The organism is Rhizobacter sp. P3_C12, from assembly GCF_056402735.1.
Map to the genome: position 1 here is coordinate 1 of NZ_JBFUGW010000111.1, position 20,334 is coordinate 20,334.

Annotated in this window: 18 protein-coding genes; 12 read left to right on the plus strand and 6 right to left on the minus strand. The window is 69.5% G+C overall.

The annotated features are described in order from the left end of the window. Positions 1 to 1,145, plus strand: a 1,145-nt coding sequence (locus AC1DXV_RS17880; RefSeq protein WP_477934792.1) for an efflux transporter outer membrane subunit, incomplete at its 5' end; no start/stop codon positions are given. A 26-nt stretch (positions 1,146 to 1,171) separates the two neighbouring features. Here AC1DXV_RS17880 and AC1DXV_RS17885 read toward each other — a convergent pair. Continuing rightward, positions 1,172 to 3,211, minus strand: coding sequence for a LamG-like jellyroll fold domain-containing protein (locus AC1DXV_RS17885; protein WP_477864508.1), 2,040 nt, complete (start codon positions 3,209 to 3,211; stop codon positions 1,172 to 1,174). Positions 3,212 to 3,339: 128 nt separating this feature from the next. On the opposite strand from AC1DXV_RS17885, the gene AC1DXV_RS17890 reads away from it, so the two are divergent. Next, positions 3,340 to 4,953 (plus strand): CehA/McbA family metallohydrolase domain-containing protein, encoded by a 1,614-nt coding sequence (locus AC1DXV_RS17890; protein WP_477864509.1) that lies wholly within the window; start codon positions 3,340 to 3,342, stop codon positions 4,951 to 4,953. A 25-nt stretch (positions 4,954 to 4,978) separates the two neighbouring features. On the opposite strand, the gene AC1DXV_RS17895 is transcribed toward AC1DXV_RS17890, so the two are convergent. After that, the gene (locus AC1DXV_RS17895; protein ID WP_477864510.1) at positions 4,979 to 5,245 is read right to left on the minus strand and encodes a hypothetical protein; all 267 of its coding nucleotides are present in this window, start codon (positions 5,243 to 5,245) and stop codon (positions 4,979 to 4,981) included. Positions 5,246 to 5,337: 92 nt separating this feature from the next. On the opposite strand from AC1DXV_RS17895, the gene AC1DXV_RS17900 reads away from it, so the two are divergent. After that, complete coding sequence (locus AC1DXV_RS17900) at positions 5,338 to 6,114, plus strand: AraC family transcriptional regulator (protein WP_477864511.1); 777 nt, start codon at positions 5,338 to 5,340, stop codon at positions 6,112 to 6,114. 12 nt (positions 6,115 to 6,126) lie between these two features. Here AC1DXV_RS17900 and AC1DXV_RS17905 read toward each other — a convergent pair whose 3' ends face one another. Further along, entirely contained in the window at positions 6,127 to 7,008 is an 882-nt protein-coding gene (locus tag AC1DXV_RS17905) for an Fpg/Nei family DNA glycosylase (RefSeq protein ID WP_477864512.1), read from the minus strand. A gap of 119 nt (positions 7,009 to 7,127) precedes the next feature. Between AC1DXV_RS17905 and AC1DXV_RS17910 the strand changes: the two genes are divergently transcribed. From AC1DXV_RS17910 to ubiA, 4 genes are all read left to right on the plus strand, one after another. Beyond that, positions 7,128 to 8,756, plus strand: coding sequence for a peptide chain release factor 3 (locus tag AC1DXV_RS17910; protein ID WP_477864513.1), 1,629 nt, complete (start codon positions 7,128 to 7,130; stop codon positions 8,754 to 8,756). A gap of 26 nt (positions 8,757 to 8,782) precedes the next feature. Beyond that, entirely contained in the window at positions 8,783 to 9,235 is a 453-nt protein-coding gene (locus AC1DXV_RS17915; RefSeq protein WP_477864514.1) for a DUF2214 family protein, read from the plus strand. Positions 9,236 to 9,420: 185 nt separating this feature from the next. Then, complete coding sequence (locus AC1DXV_RS17920; RefSeq protein WP_477864515.1) at positions 9,421 to 10,746, plus strand: reverse transcriptase family protein; 1,326 nt, start codon at positions 9,421 to 9,423, stop codon at positions 10,744 to 10,746. 79 nt (positions 10,747 to 10,825) lie between these two features. Next, a complete protein-coding gene (ubiA, locus tag AC1DXV_RS17925; RefSeq protein ID WP_477864516.1) occupies positions 10,826 to 11,701 on the plus strand; it encodes a 4-hydroxybenzoate octaprenyltransferase in 876 nt (291 codons plus the stop codon). Between the two features lie 14 nt (positions 11,702 to 11,715). On the opposite strand, the gene AC1DXV_RS17930 is transcribed toward ubiA, so the two are convergent. The 3 genes from AC1DXV_RS17930 to AC1DXV_RS17940 all read right to left on the minus strand — a co-directional run bounded on the left by AC1DXV_RS17930 (position 11,716) and on the right by AC1DXV_RS17940 (position 14,843). Continuing rightward, the gene (locus tag AC1DXV_RS17930; RefSeq protein ID WP_477864517.1) at positions 11,716 to 12,987 is read right to left on the minus strand and encodes a Glu/Leu/Phe/Val family dehydrogenase; all 1,272 of its coding nucleotides are present in this window, start codon (positions 12,985 to 12,987) and stop codon (positions 11,716 to 11,718) included. Between the two features lie 177 nt (positions 12,988 to 13,164). Beyond that, entirely contained in the window at positions 13,165 to 13,971 is an 807-nt protein-coding gene (gene proC, locus AC1DXV_RS17935; protein WP_477864518.1) for a pyrroline-5-carboxylate reductase, read from the minus strand. A 29-nt stretch (positions 13,972 to 14,000) separates the two neighbouring features. Further along, positions 14,001 to 14,843, minus strand: coding sequence for a LysR family transcriptional regulator (locus AC1DXV_RS17940; protein ID WP_477864519.1), 843 nt, complete (start codon positions 14,841 to 14,843; stop codon positions 14,001 to 14,003). Positions 14,844 to 14,954: 111 nt separating this feature from the next. On the opposite strand from AC1DXV_RS17940, the gene AC1DXV_RS17945 reads away from it, so the two are divergent. The 5 genes from AC1DXV_RS17945 to AC1DXV_RS17965 all read left to right on the plus strand — a co-directional run bounded on the left by AC1DXV_RS17945 (position 14,955) and on the right by AC1DXV_RS17965 (position 20,101). After that, positions 14,955 to 15,350: a tautomerase family protein gene (locus AC1DXV_RS17945; protein ID WP_477864520.1), complete on the plus strand. Its 396-nt coding sequence runs from the start codon at positions 14,955 to 14,957 to the stop codon at positions 15,348 to 15,350. A 116-nt stretch (positions 15,351 to 15,466) separates the two neighbouring features. Continuing rightward, entirely contained in the window at positions 15,467 to 17,092 is a 1,626-nt protein-coding gene (locus AC1DXV_RS17950) for a hypothetical protein (RefSeq protein ID WP_477934794.1), read from the plus strand. Positions 17,093 to 17,144: 52 nt separating this feature from the next. Continuing rightward, on the plus strand, positions 17,145 to 17,633 hold the full coding sequence (locus tag AC1DXV_RS17955; RefSeq protein WP_477864522.1) for a GFA family protein: 489 nt from the start codon (positions 17,145 to 17,147) through the stop codon (positions 17,631 to 17,633). A gap of 270 nt (positions 17,634 to 17,903) precedes the next feature. Next, positions 17,904 to 19,151 carry an ABC transporter substrate-binding protein gene (locus AC1DXV_RS17960; protein WP_477864523.1) on the plus strand — a complete coding sequence of 416 codons (1,248 nt, stop codon included), beginning with the start codon at positions 17,904 to 17,906 and terminating at the stop codon, positions 19,149 to 19,151. A 74-nt stretch (positions 19,152 to 19,225) separates the two neighbouring features. After that, positions 19,226 to 20,101, plus strand: a complete 876-nt coding sequence (locus AC1DXV_RS17965; protein WP_047501753.1) for a branched-chain amino acid ABC transporter permease — start codon at positions 19,226 to 19,228, stop codon at positions 20,099 to 20,101. The last annotated feature ends 233 nt before the right edge of the window (positions 20,102 to 20,334 follow it).

Below are 20,334 nucleotides of genomic sequence, written 5' to 3' on the forward strand. Positions count from 1 at the left end.
CTGCCGCACTGCCGCAGCTGACGCTCGGCACGCGCGATGCGCGCCAGCGCATCTCGGCGAACCGGCCGCTCAGCARCTACAACGCGACCAACTTCTCGACCATCCAGAACGATTTCACGCTGTCGCTCGCGGCCAGCTACGAGGTCGACCTGGCCGGGCGGGTGCAGCGCAGCGTCGAGGGCGCGCGCGCCTCGGCCGAGCAATCGGCGGCCGACCTGGAGAACACGCGGCTGCTGCTGACGGCCGAGCTGGCAGTCGACTACTTCAGCTTGCGCGCGCTCGACACCGAGCTCGACGTGCTGTCGCGCTCGATCGCCTTGCAGCGGCGTTCGCTGGAGCTGGTGACCGCGCGGCACGACCTGGGCGCGGCTTCGGGCCTCGACGTGGCGCAGCAGCAGGCGCTGCTCGACACGACGCTGACGCAGGTCGACGTGCTGCGCCGCCAGCGCGCGCAGTTCGAGCACGCGATCGCCACGCTGACCGGCACGCCGGCGCCGTTGTTCTCGATCGCGCCCGAGGTGAAGGTGTTCGAGCCGCCGGCGATCCCGCTGGGCGTGCCGTCGGACGTGCTGCAGCGCCGGCCCGACGTGGCGGCGGCCGAGCGCGCGATGGCGGCGGCGAACGCGCAGATCGGCGTCGCGAGCGCGGCGTTCTACCCGAGCGTGATGCTGGCGCCCTCGGTCGGCTACGAGAGCCGCGACCTGTCGACGCTGTTCAACGCGCCGAGCCTGCTGTGGTCGCTCGGCGTGTCGGCCGCGCAATCGGTGTTCGACGGCGGGCGGGTGCGCGCGAACGTCGACTTCGCGAAGGCCGGCTACGACGTGACGGTGGCCAACTACCGGCGCATCGTGTTGACCGCGATGCAGGAGGTGGAAGACGGCATCACCGGGCTGGCCGCGCTGGACCGCGCGAGCGCGCAGGCGCAGACGGCGGTGGCCTCGGCGCGCCGCGTGCTGGAGATGGCGACCGGCCGCTACGAAGGCGGTGCGTCGACCTACTTCGACGTGATCACCGCGCAGCAGGCGCTGCTGACCAGCGAGCGCCAGGCGGCGCAGCTGCTCGGGCAAAGGCAGCTGAGTTCGGTATTCCTGGTGAAGGCGCTGGGTGGGGATTGGCAGCGCGAGGTGCAAGCGACGGCGCGCTGACCCGATTTCAGCGCGGCCGGGCAGGTTCAGGCGCGCCGCGCCGTCAGCCACTGGCCGGGCGGCAAGGCTTCGGCCACCACCCGCACTTCACCGATGTTGCCGAAGAAGCCGTCGGCACGGTCGCCGTCCCAGGAGCCGGCGCCGACCACCCAGGGCGAGCTGGCGGACAGCGTGGCCAGGCCGGGCACGTGGCTGGTGTTGCGCAGCACCGGCGCCCCTTCGACGTACATCACGGTGTCGTGCGTCGTGGGGTCGTTGACGATTGCGATGTGCACCCAGGTGCCCGCGATGATCTCGCCCGACCAGCTGGCATCGCCTTCGCGCGCGCCGCTGATCTCGGGCACCACCTCCCACTGCACCTCGCGCAGGCTGGAGATCGCGAACAGCATCGGCGGGGATTCCGGATCGCCGCCGTCGAAGCCGGGTAGCGCGCCGCGCTTGCCGTCGCGCGTCATGATGTTCATCCACGCGTGCTTCGATTTGTCCCAGGCCTTGTCGATCTTGATGAAGGCTTCGATGGTGTAGCCGGTGCTGGCGAAGGTGAGTGCGTTGATGGCCGCCGTCGTGTCGGTCAGGAAGTAGCTCATGCGCGGCGCGTTCTTGTCGGTGTTCAGGAACGCCACCGAGCCCGGTGCAGCCGACAGGCGGTGGTGGTCGTTGCTCCACACGATGTCCGCCGCCTGCGCGCCGACGATCACGCTGGTGTTGAGCGCATCGCGCTGCAGCGGGTTGGCGCCGGTCACGTCGGCGATCCGGGTGCCCGGTGCCACGGCCGCCCCCTCGGTGCCGCCGAAGAAGCGCCAGTGCGCGACGGTGGAGGCCACCTTGGGGTAGTCGTCGGTGTCCTTGGCCGCCCGCTGGACCGGGGCCGCGGGCTCGTCGTAGCCCTTCAGCACCAGGGCCTTGGCCTGCTCCACCAGGGATGACGCCACCGTGGCCTGGCCGGTGCCGAAGCCCGGGTTGAAGCGGGCGAAGCGCTTCGCGAAATCCATGCCGATGGTGAAGCTGTGGTTGGGCTCGGTCAGCACGGCCTGGTCGAAGGCGTTCAGCGTCTCCGCCGGCTTCATCGGCACCCAGGGCGAGAACGACAGCACGTTGATCTGCTTGTTGGTCAGGTCGAACTCGTAGAGCCGCATCAGGCCGTTGCCGCCCTGGTAGGCCATCTGGTAGTCCACCACCATCTCCTCGACCGCGTTGCCGAAGTCGTTGGTCTTGGTCAGGCGGGCGCCCCCATGGTGGTGGCCGTTCAGCGTCATGAAGATCTGGTCGTTGTCGCGGATCAGCTTCTCCCACAGCATCTTGCCGTAGCCGGTCTCCAGCGGGCTCACGGCGTCCGGCGCGATGTTCAGCAACTGGTGGTTGACCAGGATGACCGGCAGCGTGGGGTGGCTCGCGATCACGCCGCGCGCCCAGGCGATGCCGGCGTCCGAGATGCGCCACGACAGCGACAGCACCAGGAACTGCTGCTCTTGCGCCTTGAAGACGTGGTACTCGTGGAAGCCGGTGCCGTCGCGCTCGCCGAAGGTGGACTGGCGCTTGGCGCGCTTCGCGCCGAACCATTGCAGGTAGGGTTCGTTGGCCAGCACGCGCTGGGTGTCGGTGCCGGTCGCGGGGCTCGCGTCGTAGTCGACGTCGTTCAGCACGTCGTGGTTGCCCGCCAGGATCGAGTACGGCACCTTGGCCACTTCGAGCACCTGCATCGCGGTGTCGGCCACCTTCCATTGCTCGGGCTTGCCGACCTGGTCCACCACGTCGCCCAGGTGGATGACGAAGGGGATGTTGAGCCGTTGTGCGTTGTCGGCGATCCAGCGGGTCTGCGCGTAGTACGGCTCGCTGCCGTAGTGGCGCTCGTACTGGCTGCTCTCGGTGGACGTGGCGTAGCGCGAATAGAACTGGGTGTCGGGCAGCACCGCCAGCGCAAAGCTGGAGATCTGCGTCGACGCGGGCGCAGCGTCACCGTCGCCGCCGCCGCAGGCGGCGAGCAAGCCGCCGGTGGCGACCGTGGAAGCGGACGCGAGGCTCATCTTGAGCAGGCTGCGGCGCTGGAGGGAGGGGTACTTGTTCATGGAACCCACTCTAGGGGCGCCATATGTAGTTGCCGTGACAGTTCGATGATCGCGCGCGCGCAACAGCGGGTCACGGCGGTGTCACGAGGGGTTCCTAGCATCCATCCCTTTTTGCGAAGGAATCCATCGTGCCCCTGTCCCATCGGATCAAGCTTCTGTCGTTGTTGTTGGGAAGCCTCTCCCTGATCTACGCCTGCGGCGGCGATGGCGACAGCAGCAGCCCCATCAACGAGCCGGCCGGCAAGTGGACGGCCGGCGACCTGCACGTGCACACGGTGCAATCCGACGATTCGCGCACGACGCAGACGCTGGACTTCGTGCTGAACAAGGCCTTCGCCACCTACAAGCTGGACTGGATGGCGCTGACCAACCACCTGCGTTCGTCCAAGTACGACAACGACGGCACGCTGCTGGCCACGCCGGTTCCGTTCGCGTACGGGATGGCGTCGCACGAGATCCCGCGCGTCAAGGCGCTGCAGGCCGGCGGCACCTATGCCGGCAAGCTGATCTTCTCGGGCTTCGAATGGGACATGCCCACGCATGACCACCTGGGCGTGGCCTTGTTCGAAGGCGCGCCGACGCTGCAGGCATCGACCAGTGGCGCGAAGGAGTTCCAGTACGCCTTCACGACGCTGGCGGAATCGCAGTTCGATCCCGCCGACGTGGCCGTCTGGAAAACGAAGTACCCGCAGCGCTTCAACAGCACGGCCGCGGACGCGCTGCAGGCGATCTCGTGGCTGAAGGCGAACTACCCCGCGACCAGCTTCGCGACCCTCAACCACCCGTCGCGCAACCCTGGCAAGTACACGGTCAGCGACCTGCGCCAGATGAACGACCTGGCACCCGACATCGTGTTCATGATCGAAGGCATGGTCGGCAACCAGATGGAGCCGAACCGGGGCGGCTACACCTCGGCCTATGTGGCCGAGAACGCGCCGAACCGCACCTACGGCGGTGTCGATGCCATCGTGGCCCGGGTGGGCGGCACCTGGGATGCGTTGCTGGGCGAGGGCCGGCGCATCTGGAACATCGCCGACTCCGATTCGCACTTCGAGATCGACGCCGCCAGCAACAGCAGCGGCTACTACCCGGGCGAGTATTCGAAGAACCATGTCTGGGTGGCCGATGGCCAGGCCGGCGTCGGCGGGCTGACGAAGAGCCTGCGCGACGGCCGCATGTTCGGCGTGTTCGGCGACCTGATCGACGCGCTGGATTTCCGCGTCAGCGGGTCGACCGGCAAGGGCTTCATGGGCCAGGAGATCAAGGTGCCCGCCGGCGAGCGCGTGACGGTCACGATCCGCTTCAAGAGCCCGGCGCTGAACAACTACCAGAAGCCGGTGGACAGTGGCACGCCTGGCAACATGAAGCCGGTCGTCGACCATGTCGACCTGATCGTCGGCGACGTGACGGGCAAGGCGCTGCCGGGCACGCCCGCCTATGGCGTGGCAACGAATGCCTCGACCCAGGTGCTGCGCCGCTTCACGGCAGCCGACTGGAAGGTCGAGGCCGACGGCTACGTCTCGGTCAGCCTCCCGGTCGAGGCGAAGAAGAGCCAGTACTTCCGCCTGCGCGGCACCAACCTGGCGCCGGACGTGGCAGGGCTGACCGCCACCGGCGAGCCGCTGGCCGATCAGCAGACCACCGGCGCCGACAACACGGCCCGCGTCAACGCCATCAACGACCGCAACTACGGCAGCCTGTGGTTCTATTCGAACCCGGTGTTCGTGACGGTCGCGCCGTAGGCGTGCCGCTGTCGCACCTGCACGGCTACAACGGGTTCGGGGGGCTCTGAGCGAGCCAGGCGCGCAGCGCGGGGTCGCGCACCTCCAGCACGTCGAACAGCCCGACCGCACGCAGCGCCGGCAGCGCCTCGGCGATGTGGGCCTCCGCCGTTGCGCGCTGCGCGGTGCTCGAGGCCGGATCGCTCCACGTGCTTGCATTCGCGAGGAAGGCGGCGATCGTGCCCTTGCGGATGGGAACGCCGTTGAAGTCGCCGTGGTTGGCGGTGTCGGAAAGCACGTCGTCGGCTCGCATGTCGGTCTCCTGATGGGGGTGTGATGCGATTCTCGGCAGCCGATCGTGGCGGCACTGCGGTAATCTGGCCGATCGATACTGCACTGACGCCAATGGCCTCCGCTTCGTTCGTGTCCTCGCTGCTCGATGCCGCCGACGGGCCGGCCCTGCTCGCCACCACGCTGCAAGGCGCCGATCCGCGCGTCACCGCGATGCATGCGCATGCGCGGGGCCAGCTGTTCGGCGCGCTGCGCGGCCTGTTGTCGGTCGGCACCCGGCGCGGGCAGTGGGTGGTGCCTGCCATTCGCGTGGTGTGGATTCCGCCGCGCCAGCCGCACGCGCTGCGTTCGCATGGACCGTTCGCCGGCTGGAGCGTCTACCTCGCCGAACCGTTCTGTGCCGGGCTGCCCGAGGCGCCCTGCACGATGCGCGGCTCGGGGCTGCTGCGCGAGGCCGTGCTGCGCGCTGCCGGCTGGCCGGACGCCGCACGGCTCGACGACATCCAGCAGCGCCTGGCGACGGTGATCCACGACGAGATCCGGACGCTGCCGCGCGAAGCCTTCGGCCTGCCGCTGCCCCAGGACCGCCGCCTGCTGCGCATCGCCCGCGCGATCGGCGACCGTCCGGACGACACGCGCTCGCTCGATGACTGGGCGGCCTGGGCCGGCATCGCACCGCGCACGCTGACGCGGCGCTTCGTCGCCGAGACGGGCTTTCATTTCAGTGCCTGGCGGCAGCGCGCGCGGCTGATGCGAGCGCTCGAACTGCTGGCCACGGGTACGCCGGTGACGATCGTCGCGCTCGAGCTCGGCTACGGCAACCTCAGCGCCTTCATCGCGATGTTCCGCCGCGAGTTCGGCACGACGCCGGGGCGCTACTTCAACGCCTGAGCGGCGCGCGGCTCAAGGCAGCTCGTCGACGTTCTTCGGCCAGCTCGCCTTCAGCAGCCGCGACAGCGCCCGGTCGGCCAGCAGCCTGCCGCCGGTCTGGCAGCGCGCGCAGTAGTTGGTCTCGTTGTCGGCATGCACGATGCGCTGCACCGGCGTGCCGCACACCGGGCAGGGCTGGCCGTAGCGGCCGTGCACCGCCATCTGCGGGTGGAACGCGGTGACCTTCTCCGGCCAGTCGCCGGCCTCGGCACGCAGCCGGTCGGTCCATTCGGCGAGCACCGCGCGCGTCGCGTCGAAGAGCTGGGCGACCTGCGCCGGCTGCATCGCCTTCGACAGCAGGATCGGCGACAGCTTCGCGCGGTGCAGGATCTCGTCGGAGTAGGCGTTGCCGATGCCGCTGAACAGCCGCGGGTCGGTGAGCTGGCGCTTCAGCGTGTGGTTCTCGCGCAGCAGGCGCTCGCTGAAGGTGGCGAGGTCGGCGGTCATCACGTCGATGCCACCCGGGTCCATTGCCTGCAGCGCGGCACGGTCGGCCACCACGTGCAGCGATGCGCGGCGCTGGCTGCCGGCCTCGGTGAGCACCAGGCTGCCGCTGTCGAACTCGAACACCGCGAGGCTGATCTTCCCCGGCGGCTTGCCGCCCGGCGGCAGCCAGCGCAGCCGGCCGGCGATCATCAGGTGGATCACGAGGAAGAGGCCGTTGTCCAGCGCCAGCACGACCCGCTTGCCCAGCCGCTCGATGCCGACCACGCTGCGGCCCTCGGCCTGCGACAGCGGCGGCACTGCGGTGCGCAGCAGAAACGGGTGCAGCACCTTCACGCGCTGCAGCGCGCGGCCCTGCACCTTGTCGGCCAGGCGTTCGGTGTAGACGGCGATGTCGGGCAACTCCGGCATCGCGCGAGTGTGCCAGCGCCGTCAGCCGGGCGCCGCCCCGAAGCCACGCCCGGTCGATGAGGGACAATGCGCCCCTCGCGCCGCCTGCTGGCGGCGCCCCTCCCGCGAGTCCCCTACCGATGTCCTCCGAGCTGACCCCGCAGGTGCGCCGCCGCCGCACCTTCGCCATCATTTCCCACCCCGACGCCGGCAAGACCACGCTGACGGAGAAGCTGCTGCTGTTCTCCGGCGCGATCCAGATCGCCGGCAGCGTGAAGGCGCGCAAGGCCTCGCGGCATGCCACGTCCGACTGGATGGAGATCGAGAAGCAGCGCGGCATCTCGGTCGCCAGCTCGGTGATGCAGATGGAATACCGCGACTGCGTCATCAACCTGCTCGACACCCCGGGCCACCAGGACTTCTCCGAAGACACCTACCGCGTGCTGACCGCGGTCGACGCCGCGCTGATGGTGATCGACGCGGCCAACGGCGTCGAGCCGCAGACGCGCCGGCTGCTGCAGGTCTGCCGCGCGCGCAACACGCCGATCCTCACCTTCGTCAACAAGATGGACCGCGAGGTGCAGGAGCCGCTGGTGCTGATGGACGAGATCGAGCGCGAGCTGGGCATGGGCGTCGTGCCCTTCACCTGGCCGGTCGGCATGGGCAAGCAGTTCCACGGCGTGATGGACCTGCGCGAGGAGCAGATGCGCGTGTTCAGCCCTGGCGAAGACCGCCATCACAACGATGACGAGATCCTCGCCGGGCTCGACAACCCCGCCTACGCCGAGCGCTTCGGCATGCAGTACGAGCAGGCCCACGGCGAGATCGAGCTGGTGCGCGAGGCCGCGCCCGCCTTCGACAAGGCGGCCTTCCTCGCCGGCCACCAGACGCCGATGTTCTTCGGCTCGGCGGTCAACAACTTCGGCGTGCGCGAGGTGCTCGATGCGCTGGTCGACCTGGCGCCCGCGCCCGGCCCGCGCCAGGCCACGCAGCGGCTGGTGGAGCCCGACGAGAAGAAGTTCACCGGCGTGGTCTTCAAGATCCAGGCCAACATGGACCCGGCGCACCGCGACCGCATCGCGTTCGTGCGCGTGGCCAGCGGCCACTTCGAGCGCGGCATGCGGCTGAAGGTGGGCCGCTCGGGCAAGGAGTTGCGGCCGAACACCGTCGTCAGCTTCCTGTCGCAGCGCCGCGAGCTGCTCGACGAGGCCTTCGCCGGCGACATCATCGGCATCCCGAACCACGGCGTGCTGCAGCTCGGCGACACGCTGACCGAGGGCGAGAACCTGCTCTACACCGGGCTGCCGTTCTTCGCGCCGGAAATGTTCCGCAGCGTCGAGGTGGCCGATCCGCTGCGCACCAAGCAGCTGAAGGCCGGCCTGCAGCAGCTCGGCGAAGAGGGCGCGATCCAGGTGTTCCGCCCGGTCGCCGGCTCGGTGCTGCTGCTGGGCGCGGTCGGCCAGCTGCAGTTCGAGGTGGTCGCGCACCGGCTGGAGCATGAGTACGGCGTGAAGGCGCGCATCCAGCCGAGCCGCTTCCAGGTGGCGCGCTGGGTGACCTGCGACGAAGCCGACGGCGGCGAGCGCGAACTGAAGCGCTTCATCGACGGCAACGACCACCGCGTCGCCTACGATGCGGTCGACGCGCCGACGGTGCTGGTGGAGTACGCACCGGAGCTGCGCGCGATCGAGGCCAACTGGCCGAAGATCAAGTTCCACGCGCTGCGCGAGCACGCAGGCCTGGTGTTCCAGAAGAAACTCGACGGCTGACAGACTCTCAACCCCGGAGGCCCCGCATGATCGCCAGCTCGCTTGTTGCCGCCCTGCATTTCATCGCCGCGTTCGGCATCGCCGCGACGCTGTTCCTCGAGTGGCTCACGTTCAGCCGCGCGCCGACGCTCGCCGAGGCGAAGCGCATTGCGCTGGCCGACCGCTGGTACGGCCTGTTCGCGATGGTGCTGCTGGTGGTCGGCTTCGTGCGCGCGGCGCACTTCGAGAAGGGCTGGTCGTTCTATGCGCACAGCCCGTTCTTCCACCTGAAGCTGACGCTGTTCGTGCTGGTCGGCTTGCTGTCGATCTACCCGACGGTGCGCTTCATCCGCTGGGCGCCGGCACTGAAGGCAGGGAAGGCGCCGGAGGTCACCGAGCGCGAGCACACGCTGATCTCGCGGCTGCTGGCGGCGCAGATGGTGCTGCTGGTGTTGATCGTCATCGCTGCATCCTTGATGGCACACGGGGTCGGCCTCTAGGCCTCTAGAATCCGCGCGCGGCCACACACGCCGAGCAGAAACGGGTTGCAGTACGGACCCGGCTGTGGGGTACCCCCATGGCATCGAGTCGACCTTGGCATTCGCGGTGCAAGCCGACGTGCGCTGACGCGCACGACTGCTGACCACGAGACCGGCAGGTCGGCGTCCCTGGGCCGCACCTCGACATGCACGCTTCGCGCCTTCGTCACCTCGATGCCCTCGCCCTGGCGCGGGCGCTGTGGGCCGGGCCGCAGACACCTGCGTCGCTGAAGGCGCGGGCCGAGCAGGCGCTGGGCGCGTCGCCGCGCTGGCTCACTGCCTTCATCGACGAACTGCCCAGGGTGTCCAGCGCCACCTGGCAGCGCCAGGAGGTCGGCGACCTCGCCGCACGCATCGAGCAGGCGCGCGCGTTCATCACGGCACCGCGTGTCCCGGGCCTGCCCTTCGTGCGACGCTGGATCCTGCGCGCTTCGCGCATGCATGCCGCTCCATTGGGGCTGGACGGCCTTGGCCTCCCGCCGCTTCCGCACAGCGCCGCCATCGCCGCCTGGCTCGGCATCACGCTCGACGACCTCGACTGGTTCACGCACGACCGCCGCCACCTGCTGCCCTTGCAGTCCCAGCACTACGGCTTCACGCTGCAGCCCAAGCGCAGCGGCGGCGGCCGGCTGATCGAATCCCCGCGCAGCCGGCTCAAGGCCTTGCAGGGCCGCGTGTTGCACGACCTGCTCGACAAGGTGCCGGTGCACGAGGCCTGCCACGGCTTCGTTGCGGGCCGCTCGGTGCTGACGCATGCGCGGCTGCACACCGGCCGGCCGGTGGTGATGCACTTCGACCTGAAGAATTTCTTCGGCCGCATCCTGGCGTCGCAGGTCGCGGCGGTGTTCCACACGCTCGGCTACCCGCGCGGCGTCGCGCGCCAGCTCGCCGCGCTGTGCACCGTCAGCACGCCCGAGCCGGTGATCGAACGCCTGCGCGACGACGGCTGGGTCGACTGGCAGGACGCCCGCGCGTTGCGCCGCGCCCATCTGCCGCAGGGCGCGCCGAGCTCGCCGATGCTCGCGAACCTGAGCGCGTTCCAGCTCGACCTGCGGCTCGACGGTCTCGCGCACGTGCTCGGGGCGACGTATTCGCGCTATGCCGACGACCTGGTGCTGTCCGGGCCGGAGTCGTTGCGCCACGGATTCGAGCGCATTGCCGGCTGGGTGGCACGCATCGCGCTCGAGGAGGGCTACGCGCTGAATCACCGCAAGACGCGCCTGGCGACGCAGGCATCGGCCCAGCGCGTCTGCGGCGTCGTCGTCAATGCGCACCCGAACCTGCCGCGCCGCGAGTTCGACCGCCTGCGCGCCACGCTGCACCAGTGCGCGCTGCACGGCCCGGCATCGCAGAACCACGAGGGCCATGCCGATTTCCGCGCCCACCTGTGGGGCCGCGTGCAATGGGCCGCGCAACTGAACGCCGCCAAGGCAACCCGCCTGCATGCGTTGTGGCAGCGCATAGACTGGTAGCCCGGATGCCAATCCGGGACGCGGCCTCGCACCCGACGCAGGCCCCCCGGATTGACATCCGGGCTACTGGACTGACGCCATGAACGCACCCACCGCGCCGACCCCGTCGCGCCTCTCGCTGTACCTGAACCTGATCCGCTGGGACCGCCCGGCCGGCAGCTACCTGCTGCTGTGGCCGACGCTGTCGGCGCTGTGGATGGCGGCCGGCGGCTTCCCCGGCTGGCACCTGCTGGTCGTCTTCACGCTCGGCACCTTCCTGATGCGCAGCGCCGGCTGCGCCGTCAACGACGTCGCCGACCGCGATTTCGACAAGCATGTGAAGCGCACCGAGCAGCGCCCGGTCACGAGCGGCGCGATCGGCGTGAAAGAGGCGCTGCTGTTCGGCGCCGCGCTCGCGCTGGCCGCGTTCGGCCTGGTGCTCACCACCAATGCCGCGACCATCGCGTGGAGCTTCGCCGCGCTGGCCGTCAGCATCTTCTACCCGTTCACGAAGCGCTTCTTCTCGATGCCGCAGGCGGTGTTGGGCGTCGCGTTCAGCTTCGGCATCCCGATGGCGTTCGCCGCGGTGCGCGGCGAGGTGCCGGCGCTCGCGTGGGGCCTGTTGCTGGGCAACCTGTGCTGGGTGATCGCCTACGACACCGAGTACGCGATGGTCGACCGCGACGACGACCTGAAGATCGGCATCAAGACCTCGGCGATCACGCTCGGCCGCTTCGACGTGGCCGGCGTGATGGCGTGCTACGGCCTGTTCATCGCGGGCTGGGGCGTGCTCGGCGCGCAGCAGGGGCTGCGCTGGCCGTTCTTCGCCGGCCTGGCGGTGGCCGCGGCCATCGCCGGCTGGCACTGGACGCTGATCCGCACGCGCACGCGCGACGGCTGCTTCCGTGCCTTCCGGCTCAACCACTGGCTGGGCTTCGCGGTGTTCGCCGGGGTGGTGCTCGGCACGTGGTCGTAGCCCGGCACTCGGTCTTACGGGTACAACCCGCGCTCCTCGCGCGCGATCAGGATCCGCTCGCAGGCCACCGCGAAGGTCGCGGTGCGCAGCGTGATCTTGTGCTTCTCGGACGTGTCCCAGATGTGGCGCAGCGCATCGACCATGATCTTGTCGAGCCGCACGTTGATCTCGTCCTCGCTCCAGAAGAAGCTGCTGAAATCCTGCACCCACTCGAAGTAGCTGACGGTCACGCCGCCGGCATTGCAGATCACGTCGGGCACCACCAGGATGCCGCGGTCGTGCATCACGTCGTCGGCGTCGGGCAGCGTCGGGCCGTTCGCGCCTTCGAGCACCAGCTTCGCCTTCAGGCGGTTCGCACGCGCCGCGGTGATCTGGCCTTCGAGGGCCGCCGGGATCAGGATGTCGCAGTCGACGTCCCAGAAGGCCTCGTTGTCGATGCGCTCGGCGTTCTTGTAGTTGGCGATGCCGCCGTCGCGCTTCAGCACCTCCATCGTGTCGGCCATGTCGAAGCCGTTCGGGTTCGCGAGCGTGCCGGTGTGGTCCTGCACCGCGACCAGCTTGGCACCGGCCTGCACGAACAGCTCGGCCGCCGAGCTGCCGACATTGCCCATGCCCTGCACCGCGACGCGCGCGCCGTCGAGGTTCAGGTTGATGCGGCGCGCCGCCTCGCGGCCGGTCACGAACACGCCGCGGCCGGTGGCCTTCACGCGGCCGAGCGAGCCGCCCAGGTGGATCGGCTTGCCGGTGACGACGCCGGTCGCGGTGGAGCCGGTGTTCATCGAGTACGTGTCCATCATCCAGGCCATGATCTGGCCGTTGGTGTTCACGTCGGGGGCCGGGATGTCGCGCTGCGGGCCGATGATGATGCCGATCTCGCTGGTGTAGCGGCGCGTCATGCGCTCCAGCTCCTTCATCGACAGCTTCTTCGGATCGACCCGGATGCCGCCCTTGGCGCCACCATACGGCAGGCCGACGCCGGCGCACTTGATCGTCATCCACGCGCTCAGTGCCATCACCTCCTCGAGCGTGACATCGGGGTGGTAGCGCACGCCGCCCTTGCCCGGGCCGCGCGACAGGTTGTGCTGCACGCGGTAGCCCTCGAAGTGCTGCACCGTGCCGTTGTCGAGCTCGATCGGCACGTCGACGATCAGCGCGCGCTTCGGGCGCTTCAGCGTCTCGCCCCATTTGGCCAGCGATCCGATATAGGGAAGCACGCGGTCGACCTGCGACAGGTAGGTCTGCCAGGGACTATCAGCGTGCGGGGTGACATAGGACAGGTTGCTCATGCGGGTCTCCGTGGGGGGAAGTCGTCATGCCCTGGCGCCGCGCGAACTCGTGGCCCACGCCGCCGGCATGGAGCGCGACTGTAGGCCCGCGGCGCCCGAATTTCTCACCGAAGCTCATGCCTCCTTTGCATGATGTGTTCCAGGCATCACATAGCCTGCGATGCCACGGGGTTGGAATCAACCGAATTCGTCGCCCAGTTCACGCGCCCGGCGCTGCGCCGCCTTCACGGCCGAGACGATCGCGCCGTGCACGTCGCTGCGTTCCAGCGAGGTGAGGCCGGCRTAGGTCGTGCCGCCCTTGGACGTGACGCGCTCGCGCAGCAGCGAGGGCGGCTCGCCCGATTGCAGCGCCAGCGCCGACGCGCCGGCGAAGGTGGCCAGCGCCAGCTCGCGGCCCTGCTCGGCGCTCAGGCCCATGTCCTGCGCCGCCTTCATCATCGCCTCGACGAAATAGAACACATAGGCCGGGCCGGAGCCGGACAGCGCGGTGACGGCGTCGAGGTCTTCCTCGCGCTCGACCCACAGCGTGCGGCCGGTGGGGGCCAGCAGGCGCTCGACCTGCAGGCGCTCGTCGGCGCCGACGGCCGGCCGCGCGAACAGCCCGGCGATGCCCTGGCCGATCAGCGCCGGCGTGTTCGGCATCGCGCGCACGACGCGTTCGCTGCCGAGCGCGCGCGCGATGTCGCCGCTGCGGATGCCGGCCATCACGCTGAACTGCAGCGCCGCGCCGATGTGCGCGGCGCACGCGGCCGAGGCCTCCTTGAAGTTCTGCGGCTTGATCGCCCAGACGACGATGCCGGCGCGCTGCAGCACCGAGCCGGGGGCCTCGAGCGTGATCACGCCGAGATCGCGTTGCAGCCGCGAGCGCTGCTCGGCGTTCGGCTCCAGCACCAGGATGTCGCCCGGCGCGCGGCCGCTCTTGAGCAGGCCGCCGATGATGGCGCTGGCCATGTTGCCGCCGCCGATGAATGCAATGCTGTTCATGGGGTCAGTGTAGGAGTTTCGGGGCCGCATCAGTCGGTTGCCCATTGCCGCAGCAAGCGCTCGGTGTCGCGCAGCGCGGGCTTGGCCAGCACGTGGAACGACAGCCGGCCGGGCGAGGGCCAGCCGCGCGGATCGCGCCGCGTCAGCACGTCGAGGTCGGCCGGGATCGCCGACTGGTTCAGGCAGCCGACGCCCCAGCCGGCGCGCATCGCGGCCACCGCGCCGTGGCTGCCGGTGCAGCTGAGCTGCAGGTGGTACGGCCGCGCGCTGCGGGCCAGCGCGGCCAGCGCCATCGCACGCACCGGGCAGTCGGGGCCGAGCAGCACCAGCGGCGCCGGCAAGCGGGCCGGTGGCTGCCAGCCGGGTGCCGCCACCCACGACAGCGGCTCGCGGCGCAGCAGGCGCGCACCGGGCAGGGCCTTGTCGCTGGTGACGACGGCCAGGTCCATCGCGCCGGCCGCCCACAGTTGCTGCAGTGCAGCGGAGCTGGCCCACAGCAGCTCGAAGCGGGCCTGCGGCTGGGCGTCGCGCAGCAGCGCGAGCAGGTCGGCGAGGCGCGCCGGCAGGAAGTATTCGCTCAGCCCGATGCGCCACAGCGCGGCCTGCTGCGCCGGCTGCACCGAGGCGCGCGCCTCCTCCTGCAGCTCGATCAGCCGGCGCGCATGCGGCAGGAAGCGCTCGCCCTCGGCCGTCAGCGCGAGCGCACGCGTGCTGCGTTGCACCAGGCGTGCGCCGACGCTCGCCTCCAGCTGCTGCAGGTGGGTGCTGACGGCCGATTGCGTGCGGTTCACGCGCGCGGCGGCCCGCGTGACCGAGCCGGCCTGCGCAATCGCGATGAAGCTGCGCAGCCAGAGCGGATCGAGGTCATTCATCGCGGTCTTTCATCAGAGTCTTCCATCAATGAGATCGGATCAAACCGTTTCACAGATGGATGCTGCGTGCCTACAGTGAGCTTGTCAACCCAACCACCGAAGGAGTCTTCCATGCCCTACCTGCACATCCAGATCTCCGGCGATGCCGACGATGCGCTCGCCGCGAACGTCGCCCGCAACGCCGCCGAGCTGACCGCGCGCCTGCTCGGCAAGGATCCGTCGCTGACGGCGGTCGTCGTCGACTTCATCGCGCCCAGCCGCTGGTTCATCGGCGGCCGGCCGCTCTCCGGTGGTGGCCCGCGCAGCTACCACTGGATGGTCAGCATCACCGACGAGACCAACACCAAGCGCGAGAAGGCCGTCTACCTGGAGGCCGTGCACCGGGCGATGGGCGAGCTGCTCGGCGGGGTGGCCGAGCATTCGTACGTGCACGTGGCCGACCTGCGTGCCAGCGCCTACGGTTTCGGGGGGCGCACGCAGGAGCACCGCTACCAGCACGCCGGTTGATGCGGCCGCGGCTTCGCTGGCACGGCCGGAATTTCGCGCTGCCATCGATGCCGGGCCCGCAGGGGTCTCAACCTGTCGGTCTGCGGCCACGAGCTGCCCACACCAGGAGGATTCCCATGCTGCAATCCACGTCAGCGCGGCCCGTCAGGCGGTCTGCCAGCATCGACAGTGCCCGAAGCGAGGCGAGCCAGGCACCCTCGGCGACCAGCACGGCGTCGGCCCCGGCGCTCGAAGACCCGAACGGTCCGCCGGGGCGCCGTGCCAGCGTGCGCTCGCATCGCTCCACCAGCTCGCGGGCGACCAGCGCGTCGCGGCCGCGCAGCTCCGTGCCGCCGTCGAACACCGGCTCGCAGGAGGACATTCCGTCCCTGATGCTGCAGCCGACCCCGTCCGATACTGGATCGGTGGACGCTGGCGTCGACGGCGGGACGCAGCATCCGCCGGCCGATCACGCACCGGCCGGCGCGTCGACCCGTGCCCCCGGCGGGATGGCATCGCTGGACCGGCCGCAGGCCGAGTTGCCGAGCTTCCGCGACGTCAATCCGATCGGCGTCAACGCGCTCTTCTTCAAGCATCTCCGGCTGGATGCCAAGCTGCCCGACGATGTGCCGGGCTGCGTCGCCTACATGCTGAGCTCGATGCGCCCGACCGGCAGCGCCGAGGACATCGCCCAGCTGAAGGACCTGGCCGGCCAACAGGCGGCGGTGCTGGAGCGGCGCGGCATCACGACGCGCGACCAGTTCATCGCGCTGCTGGAGAAAGTGCAATGGCGCGACCGCGGCACCGCGGTGCTGCACGGCATGGCGGGCGCGAACGGCTTCAACGTCGGCTCGGCCATGGTCGATTTCAAGCTCGCCGAAAAGACGATCGAAGGCCTGATGGCGGCCGTCAGCAAGGAGACGCCCGCGGCACTGCCCGCGCTGGCCGCCGGTGCGATGCTCGGGCTGATGCTGTCGGTGCTGGATGCCGGCTCGGGCGCCGCCGCGGAGAAGACCTTCGCCGACGCGTACTTCACGCGCCCGCCGCAGGACAAGCTGCCCGCGCCGCTGCAGGGCGCCAACCCGCACACCAAGGCGAGCCTGGCGACCGACCTGACCGTCGCCGCCGGCATCAGCTACGGCGGCCTGCGCAACGGCCTGCTGCGCGTGCCGCAGGTGGCGATCACCGGCACGCAGGGCACCAGCGAGCAGCGCGCCGAGGGCGACGGCGTCATCGACGTGGTGGGGGGCTCGGTGATCGGCGGCGGCGGCATGCGCGCCATCCGCAACAGCCGCGAGATCGGCGACGGCCGGGCCGGTTTCCAGCACTTCCTCGCGCGCACCGACCTCGACGAGTGCCTCGCCCACCTGGAGAAGTCGTCCGGCGAGCAGGTGCTCAGCGCGCTGGCCAACGTGCCGCGCTACGGCGCGAACGTCGTGACGACGCTGCCGCAGGCACTGAAGGACGTGCTGGCCAGCCGGGTCGGCTGGACATCGCATGCCATCCTGACGACGGGCTTCGCCGGGCTGTTCTCGATGCTGGTCGGCATGCCGGAGGCCTTGAAGCTGAAGGCGCAGGCGAAGCTGGTCGAGGAGCAGGGCCGCCCGGCGACGCAGGCCGAGCTCGGCAAGATCAAGATGAATTCCGAGCTCTACACCCAGCTGGCCAAGTTCGCCGGCCTGCAGCTGCTGTACCACGTGTGGGGCGGCGCGCTCGGGGCCGTTGCCGGCCCAAGGGCGCCGGCCGACCCTTCGCCGGTCTAGGGCGCATCGCGGCGCGATACTGGCGGGCCCCTGTCCCGACCGGAGGCCCGCGATGCACCTCGAAGGATCGTGCCATTGCGCTGCCGTGCGCTTCAGCCTCGAAGCGCACAGCCCGCAGCCCTACATGCACTGCCACTGCAGCATCTGCCGCAAGACGGCCGGCGGCGGGGGCTACGCGATCAACCTGGGCGGCGATGCCACGACGCTGAAGGTGCGCGGCCGCAAGCACCTGGCGGTCTACCACGCGGTGATGCGCGAACCCGGCAAGCGGGCGACGCGCTCGAAGGCGCAGCGCCACTTCTGCGTCAAGTGCGGCAGCGCGTTGTGGCTGTGGGATCCGCGCTGGCCCGAGCTGATTCATCCGCATGCATCGGCGATCGACACGCCGTTGCCCCGGCCGGCCGAGGTCGTCGAGGCGGCGCTCGCGTTCGTGGCGCCCTGGGTCGACGTGCCGAAGGGTCGCGGCCATGTGCATTCGCAGCATTGGCCGGACGAGTCGCTGGCCGACTGGCACCGGCGGCACGGCGTCTGGAGCGCGTGAGCGGTCGGTGCGGGTGCCCCGTGGCGGTGCGCATTGCTGCGCGCCACGCAAAGCAGTTTCAGCCTGGGCGCAAAAGCCGCGGCCGGACGCGAACACCACGTACGTGAATACCACGAGGGCGGATCGGGGCGAATGCGCGAGCATCGATGCTGGTCGCAACGAAGCACCGCAACACGACACGCCGAGGCCGCGCGTGATCGTCGTGTCCTACGGGAACACAGGGCTTTGCGAGGACTGAAGTTCATTCACCCGCCGCACGCAGGAGACAACATGCGCAGCCCCTGGACCCGTTTTTCCACCCCCCTTGTCGCGAGCGCGCTGAGCCTGGCCGCCGCCGCCGCATTCGCCGCCGACCCGATCAAGATCGGCGTGGCCGGCCCGTTCACCGGCGGTTCATCGTCGATGGGTGTCAGCATGCGCGACGGCGTGCGCCTGGCGGCCGACGAGATCAACAAGGCCGGCGGGGTGCTGGGCCGCCAGCTGGTGCTGGTGGAGCGCGACGACGAGGCGAAGAACGAGCGCGGCGTGCAGATCGCGCAGGAGCTGATCAACAAGGAGAAGGTGGCGGCGACCGTCGGCTACATCAACACCGGTGTCGCGCTCGCCTCGCAGCGCTTCTACCAGGACGCGAAGATCCCGGTGATGAACAACGTGGCCACCGGCTCGCTGATCACGCACCAGTTCGACAGCCAGCCGGAGAACTACATCTTCCGCAACGCGGCGCACGACAGCATCCAGGCGCCGATGATCGTTGAAGAGGCGATCACGCGCCGCGGCTTCAAGAAGGTCGCGATCCTGGCGGACTCCACCAACTACGGCCAGCTGGGCCGCGAGGACCTGGAGAAGGCGCTCGCGCTGAAGGGCGTCAAGCCGGTCGCGGTCGAGAAGTTCAACATCAAGGACGTCGACATGACGGCCCAGCTGCTGAAGGCCAAGGAGGCGGGTGCGGAAGCCGTGCTGACCTACGGCATCGGCCCGGAGCTGGCGCAGATCGCCAACGGCATGACCAAGCTCGGCTGGAAGGTGCCGCTGGTGGGCAGCTGGACCTTGTCGATGGCCAACTACATCGACAACGCCGGCCCGGGCGGCGAGGGCGCGCGCATGCCGCAGACCTTCATCCAGGAGCCGACGACGCCGAAGCGCCAGTCGTTCATCATCAACTACCTGAAGACCTTCAACCCGAAGAACGCGCGCATCGATTCGCCGGTATCGGCGGCGCAGGGCTACGACTCGGTGTACCTGCTGGCCGCGGCGATCAAGCAGGCGGGCGGCACCGAGGGGCCGAAGGTGAAGGCGGCGCTCGAGGACCTGAAGGCGCCGGTCGAAGGCGTCGTGACGACGTACAACAAGCCGTTCAGCAAGGGCGACCACGAGGCGATCACCGCGAACATCCCGGTGTTCGGCGAGGTCAAGGGCCAGCGCGTGGTGTATGCGTATCCGGACGACTTCAAGAAGGCGTCGGAGGTGCGCGTGAAGGATCCGAACGCGAAGGGTGCGCTGACGGCCACGAAGAAGTAGGCCGGGCCCGGGAAGACGCCGCCCCGGCCGGTGCCGTGGCGGCGTTCGTTGTTTGAGTCCTTGCAGGAAGCACCATGCAGATCCTGACCCAACTCATCTACAGCGGCATTGCGCTCGGGATGATCTACGCGGTGATCGCGTTCGGCTACCAGCTGACGTTCGCGACCTCCGACACGCTGAACTTCGGCCAGGGCGACGCGCTGATGCTGGGCGCGCTGGTCGGGCTGACGCTGGTCGGCCTGGGCCTGAACTACTGGCTGATGATCCCGGTGGTGTGCGTGTTCGGTGCGCTGCAGGGCGCTTTCGTCGAGCGCATCGGCGTGCGCCCGGCGATCAAGATCAAGTCGGAGTTCGGCTGGATCATGTCGACGATCGCGCTGGGCATCATTTTCAAGAACGTGGCGGAGAACGTGTGGGGCCGCGACGACCTGAAGTTCCCGTCGCCGCTGCCGGAGTCGCCGCTGAAGTTCCTGGGGGCGAACGTGCTGCCGATGGAGATCCTGGTGGTGGTGGGTGCGCTGCTGATGATGCTGGCGGTGGAGTTCTTCAACCGCAAGACGATCTACGGCAAGGCGGTGGTGGCGACCTTCAACGACCGCGATGCCGCGAAGCTGATGGGCATCAACACGGGCCTGGTGATCACGTTCTCGTACGCGCTGTCGTCGCTGACGGCGGCCTTCGCCGGCGTGCTGATCGCCCCGCTGACGCTGACCGGCGCGACGATGGGCGCGGTGCTGGGCCTGAAGGCCTTCGCGGTGGCGATCATCGGCGGCCTGACCAGCGGCATGGGGATCATCGTCGGCGGGATCATCCTGGGCATTGCCGAGACAACGACTGGCTTCTACCTGTCGACCGGCTACAAGGATGTGCCTGGATTGGTGCTGCTCTTGATCGTGCTCGCGGTGAAGCCTGCGGGCTTGTTCGGCAAGTCCGCGATCAAGAAAGTCTGACGATGTCCTCCTGCTGCTTGAGCAAAGGCGCGGGTGGGGAGGCTGTGGCTCGCCGGCCGGTGCGGTCTTCGCCCCCTGGGGGGCGAAGACTTCCCTGCGCTGACTGGTTTCATGGCCCGTCGCCCAAACTCCCGCCACTCACTTCGTTCGTTGTGGTCAAACAGTGGGCGACAGTCAGTGCACGAAGCGTGCTGCGCACGCGGGCCATGAAACCAGCCAGCTCCGGCGCCCCG

Excerpts from the sequence above, each read along its gene's own strand:
- AC1DXV_RS17885 (WP_477864508.1), bottom strand. The coding sequence starts at position 3,211 with ATGAACAAGTACCCCTCCCTCCAGCGCCGCAGCCTGCTCAAGATGAGC.
- AC1DXV_RS17895 (WP_477864510.1), bottom strand. The coding sequence starts at position 5,245 with ATGCGAGCCGACGACGTGCTTTCCGACACCGCCAACCACGGCGACTTC.
- AC1DXV_RS17900 (WP_477864511.1), top strand. The coding sequence starts at position 5,338 with ATGGCCTCCGCTTCGTTCGTGTCCTCGCTGCTCGATGCCGCCGACGGG.
- AC1DXV_RS17905 (WP_477864512.1), bottom strand. The coding sequence starts at position 7,008 with ATGCCGGAGTTGCCCGACATCGCCGTCTACACCGAACGCCTGGCCGAC.
- AC1DXV_RS17910 (WP_477864513.1), top strand. The coding sequence starts at position 7,128 with ATGTCCTCCGAGCTGACCCCGCAGGTGCGCCGCCGCCGCACCTTCGCC.
- AC1DXV_RS17915 (WP_477864514.1), top strand. The coding sequence starts at position 8,783 with ATGATCGCCAGCTCGCTTGTTGCCGCCCTGCATTTCATCGCCGCGTTC.
- AC1DXV_RS17920 (WP_477864515.1), top strand. The coding sequence starts at position 9,421 with ATGCACGCTTCGCGCCTTCGTCACCTCGATGCCCTCGCCCTGGCGCGG.
- ubiA (WP_477864516.1), top strand. The coding sequence starts at position 10,826 with ATGAACGCACCCACCGCGCCGACCCCGTCGCGCCTCTCGCTGTACCTG.
- AC1DXV_RS17930 (WP_477864517.1), bottom strand. The coding sequence starts at position 12,987 with ATGAGCAACCTGTCCTATGTCACCCCGCACGCTGATAGTCCCTGGCAG.
- AC1DXV_RS17940 (WP_477864519.1), bottom strand. The coding sequence starts at position 14,843 with ATGAATGACCTCGATCCGCTCTGGCTGCGCAGCTTCATCGCGATTGCG.
- AC1DXV_RS17945 (WP_477864520.1), top strand. The coding sequence starts at position 14,955 with ATGCCCTACCTGCACATCCAGATCTCCGGCGATGCCGACGATGCGCTC.
- AC1DXV_RS17950 (WP_477934794.1), top strand. The coding sequence starts at position 15,467 with ATGCTGCAATCCACGTCAGCGCGGCCCGTCAGGCGGTCTGCCAGCATC.
- AC1DXV_RS17955 (WP_477864522.1), top strand. The coding sequence starts at position 17,145 with ATGCACCTCGAAGGATCGTGCCATTGCGCTGCCGTGCGCTTCAGCCTC.
- AC1DXV_RS17960 (WP_477864523.1), top strand. The coding sequence starts at position 17,904 with ATGCGCAGCCCCTGGACCCGTTTTTCCACCCCCCTTGTCGCGAGCGCG.
- AC1DXV_RS17965 (WP_047501753.1), top strand. The coding sequence starts at position 19,226 with ATGCAGATCCTGACCCAACTCATCTACAGCGGCATTGCGCTCGGGATG.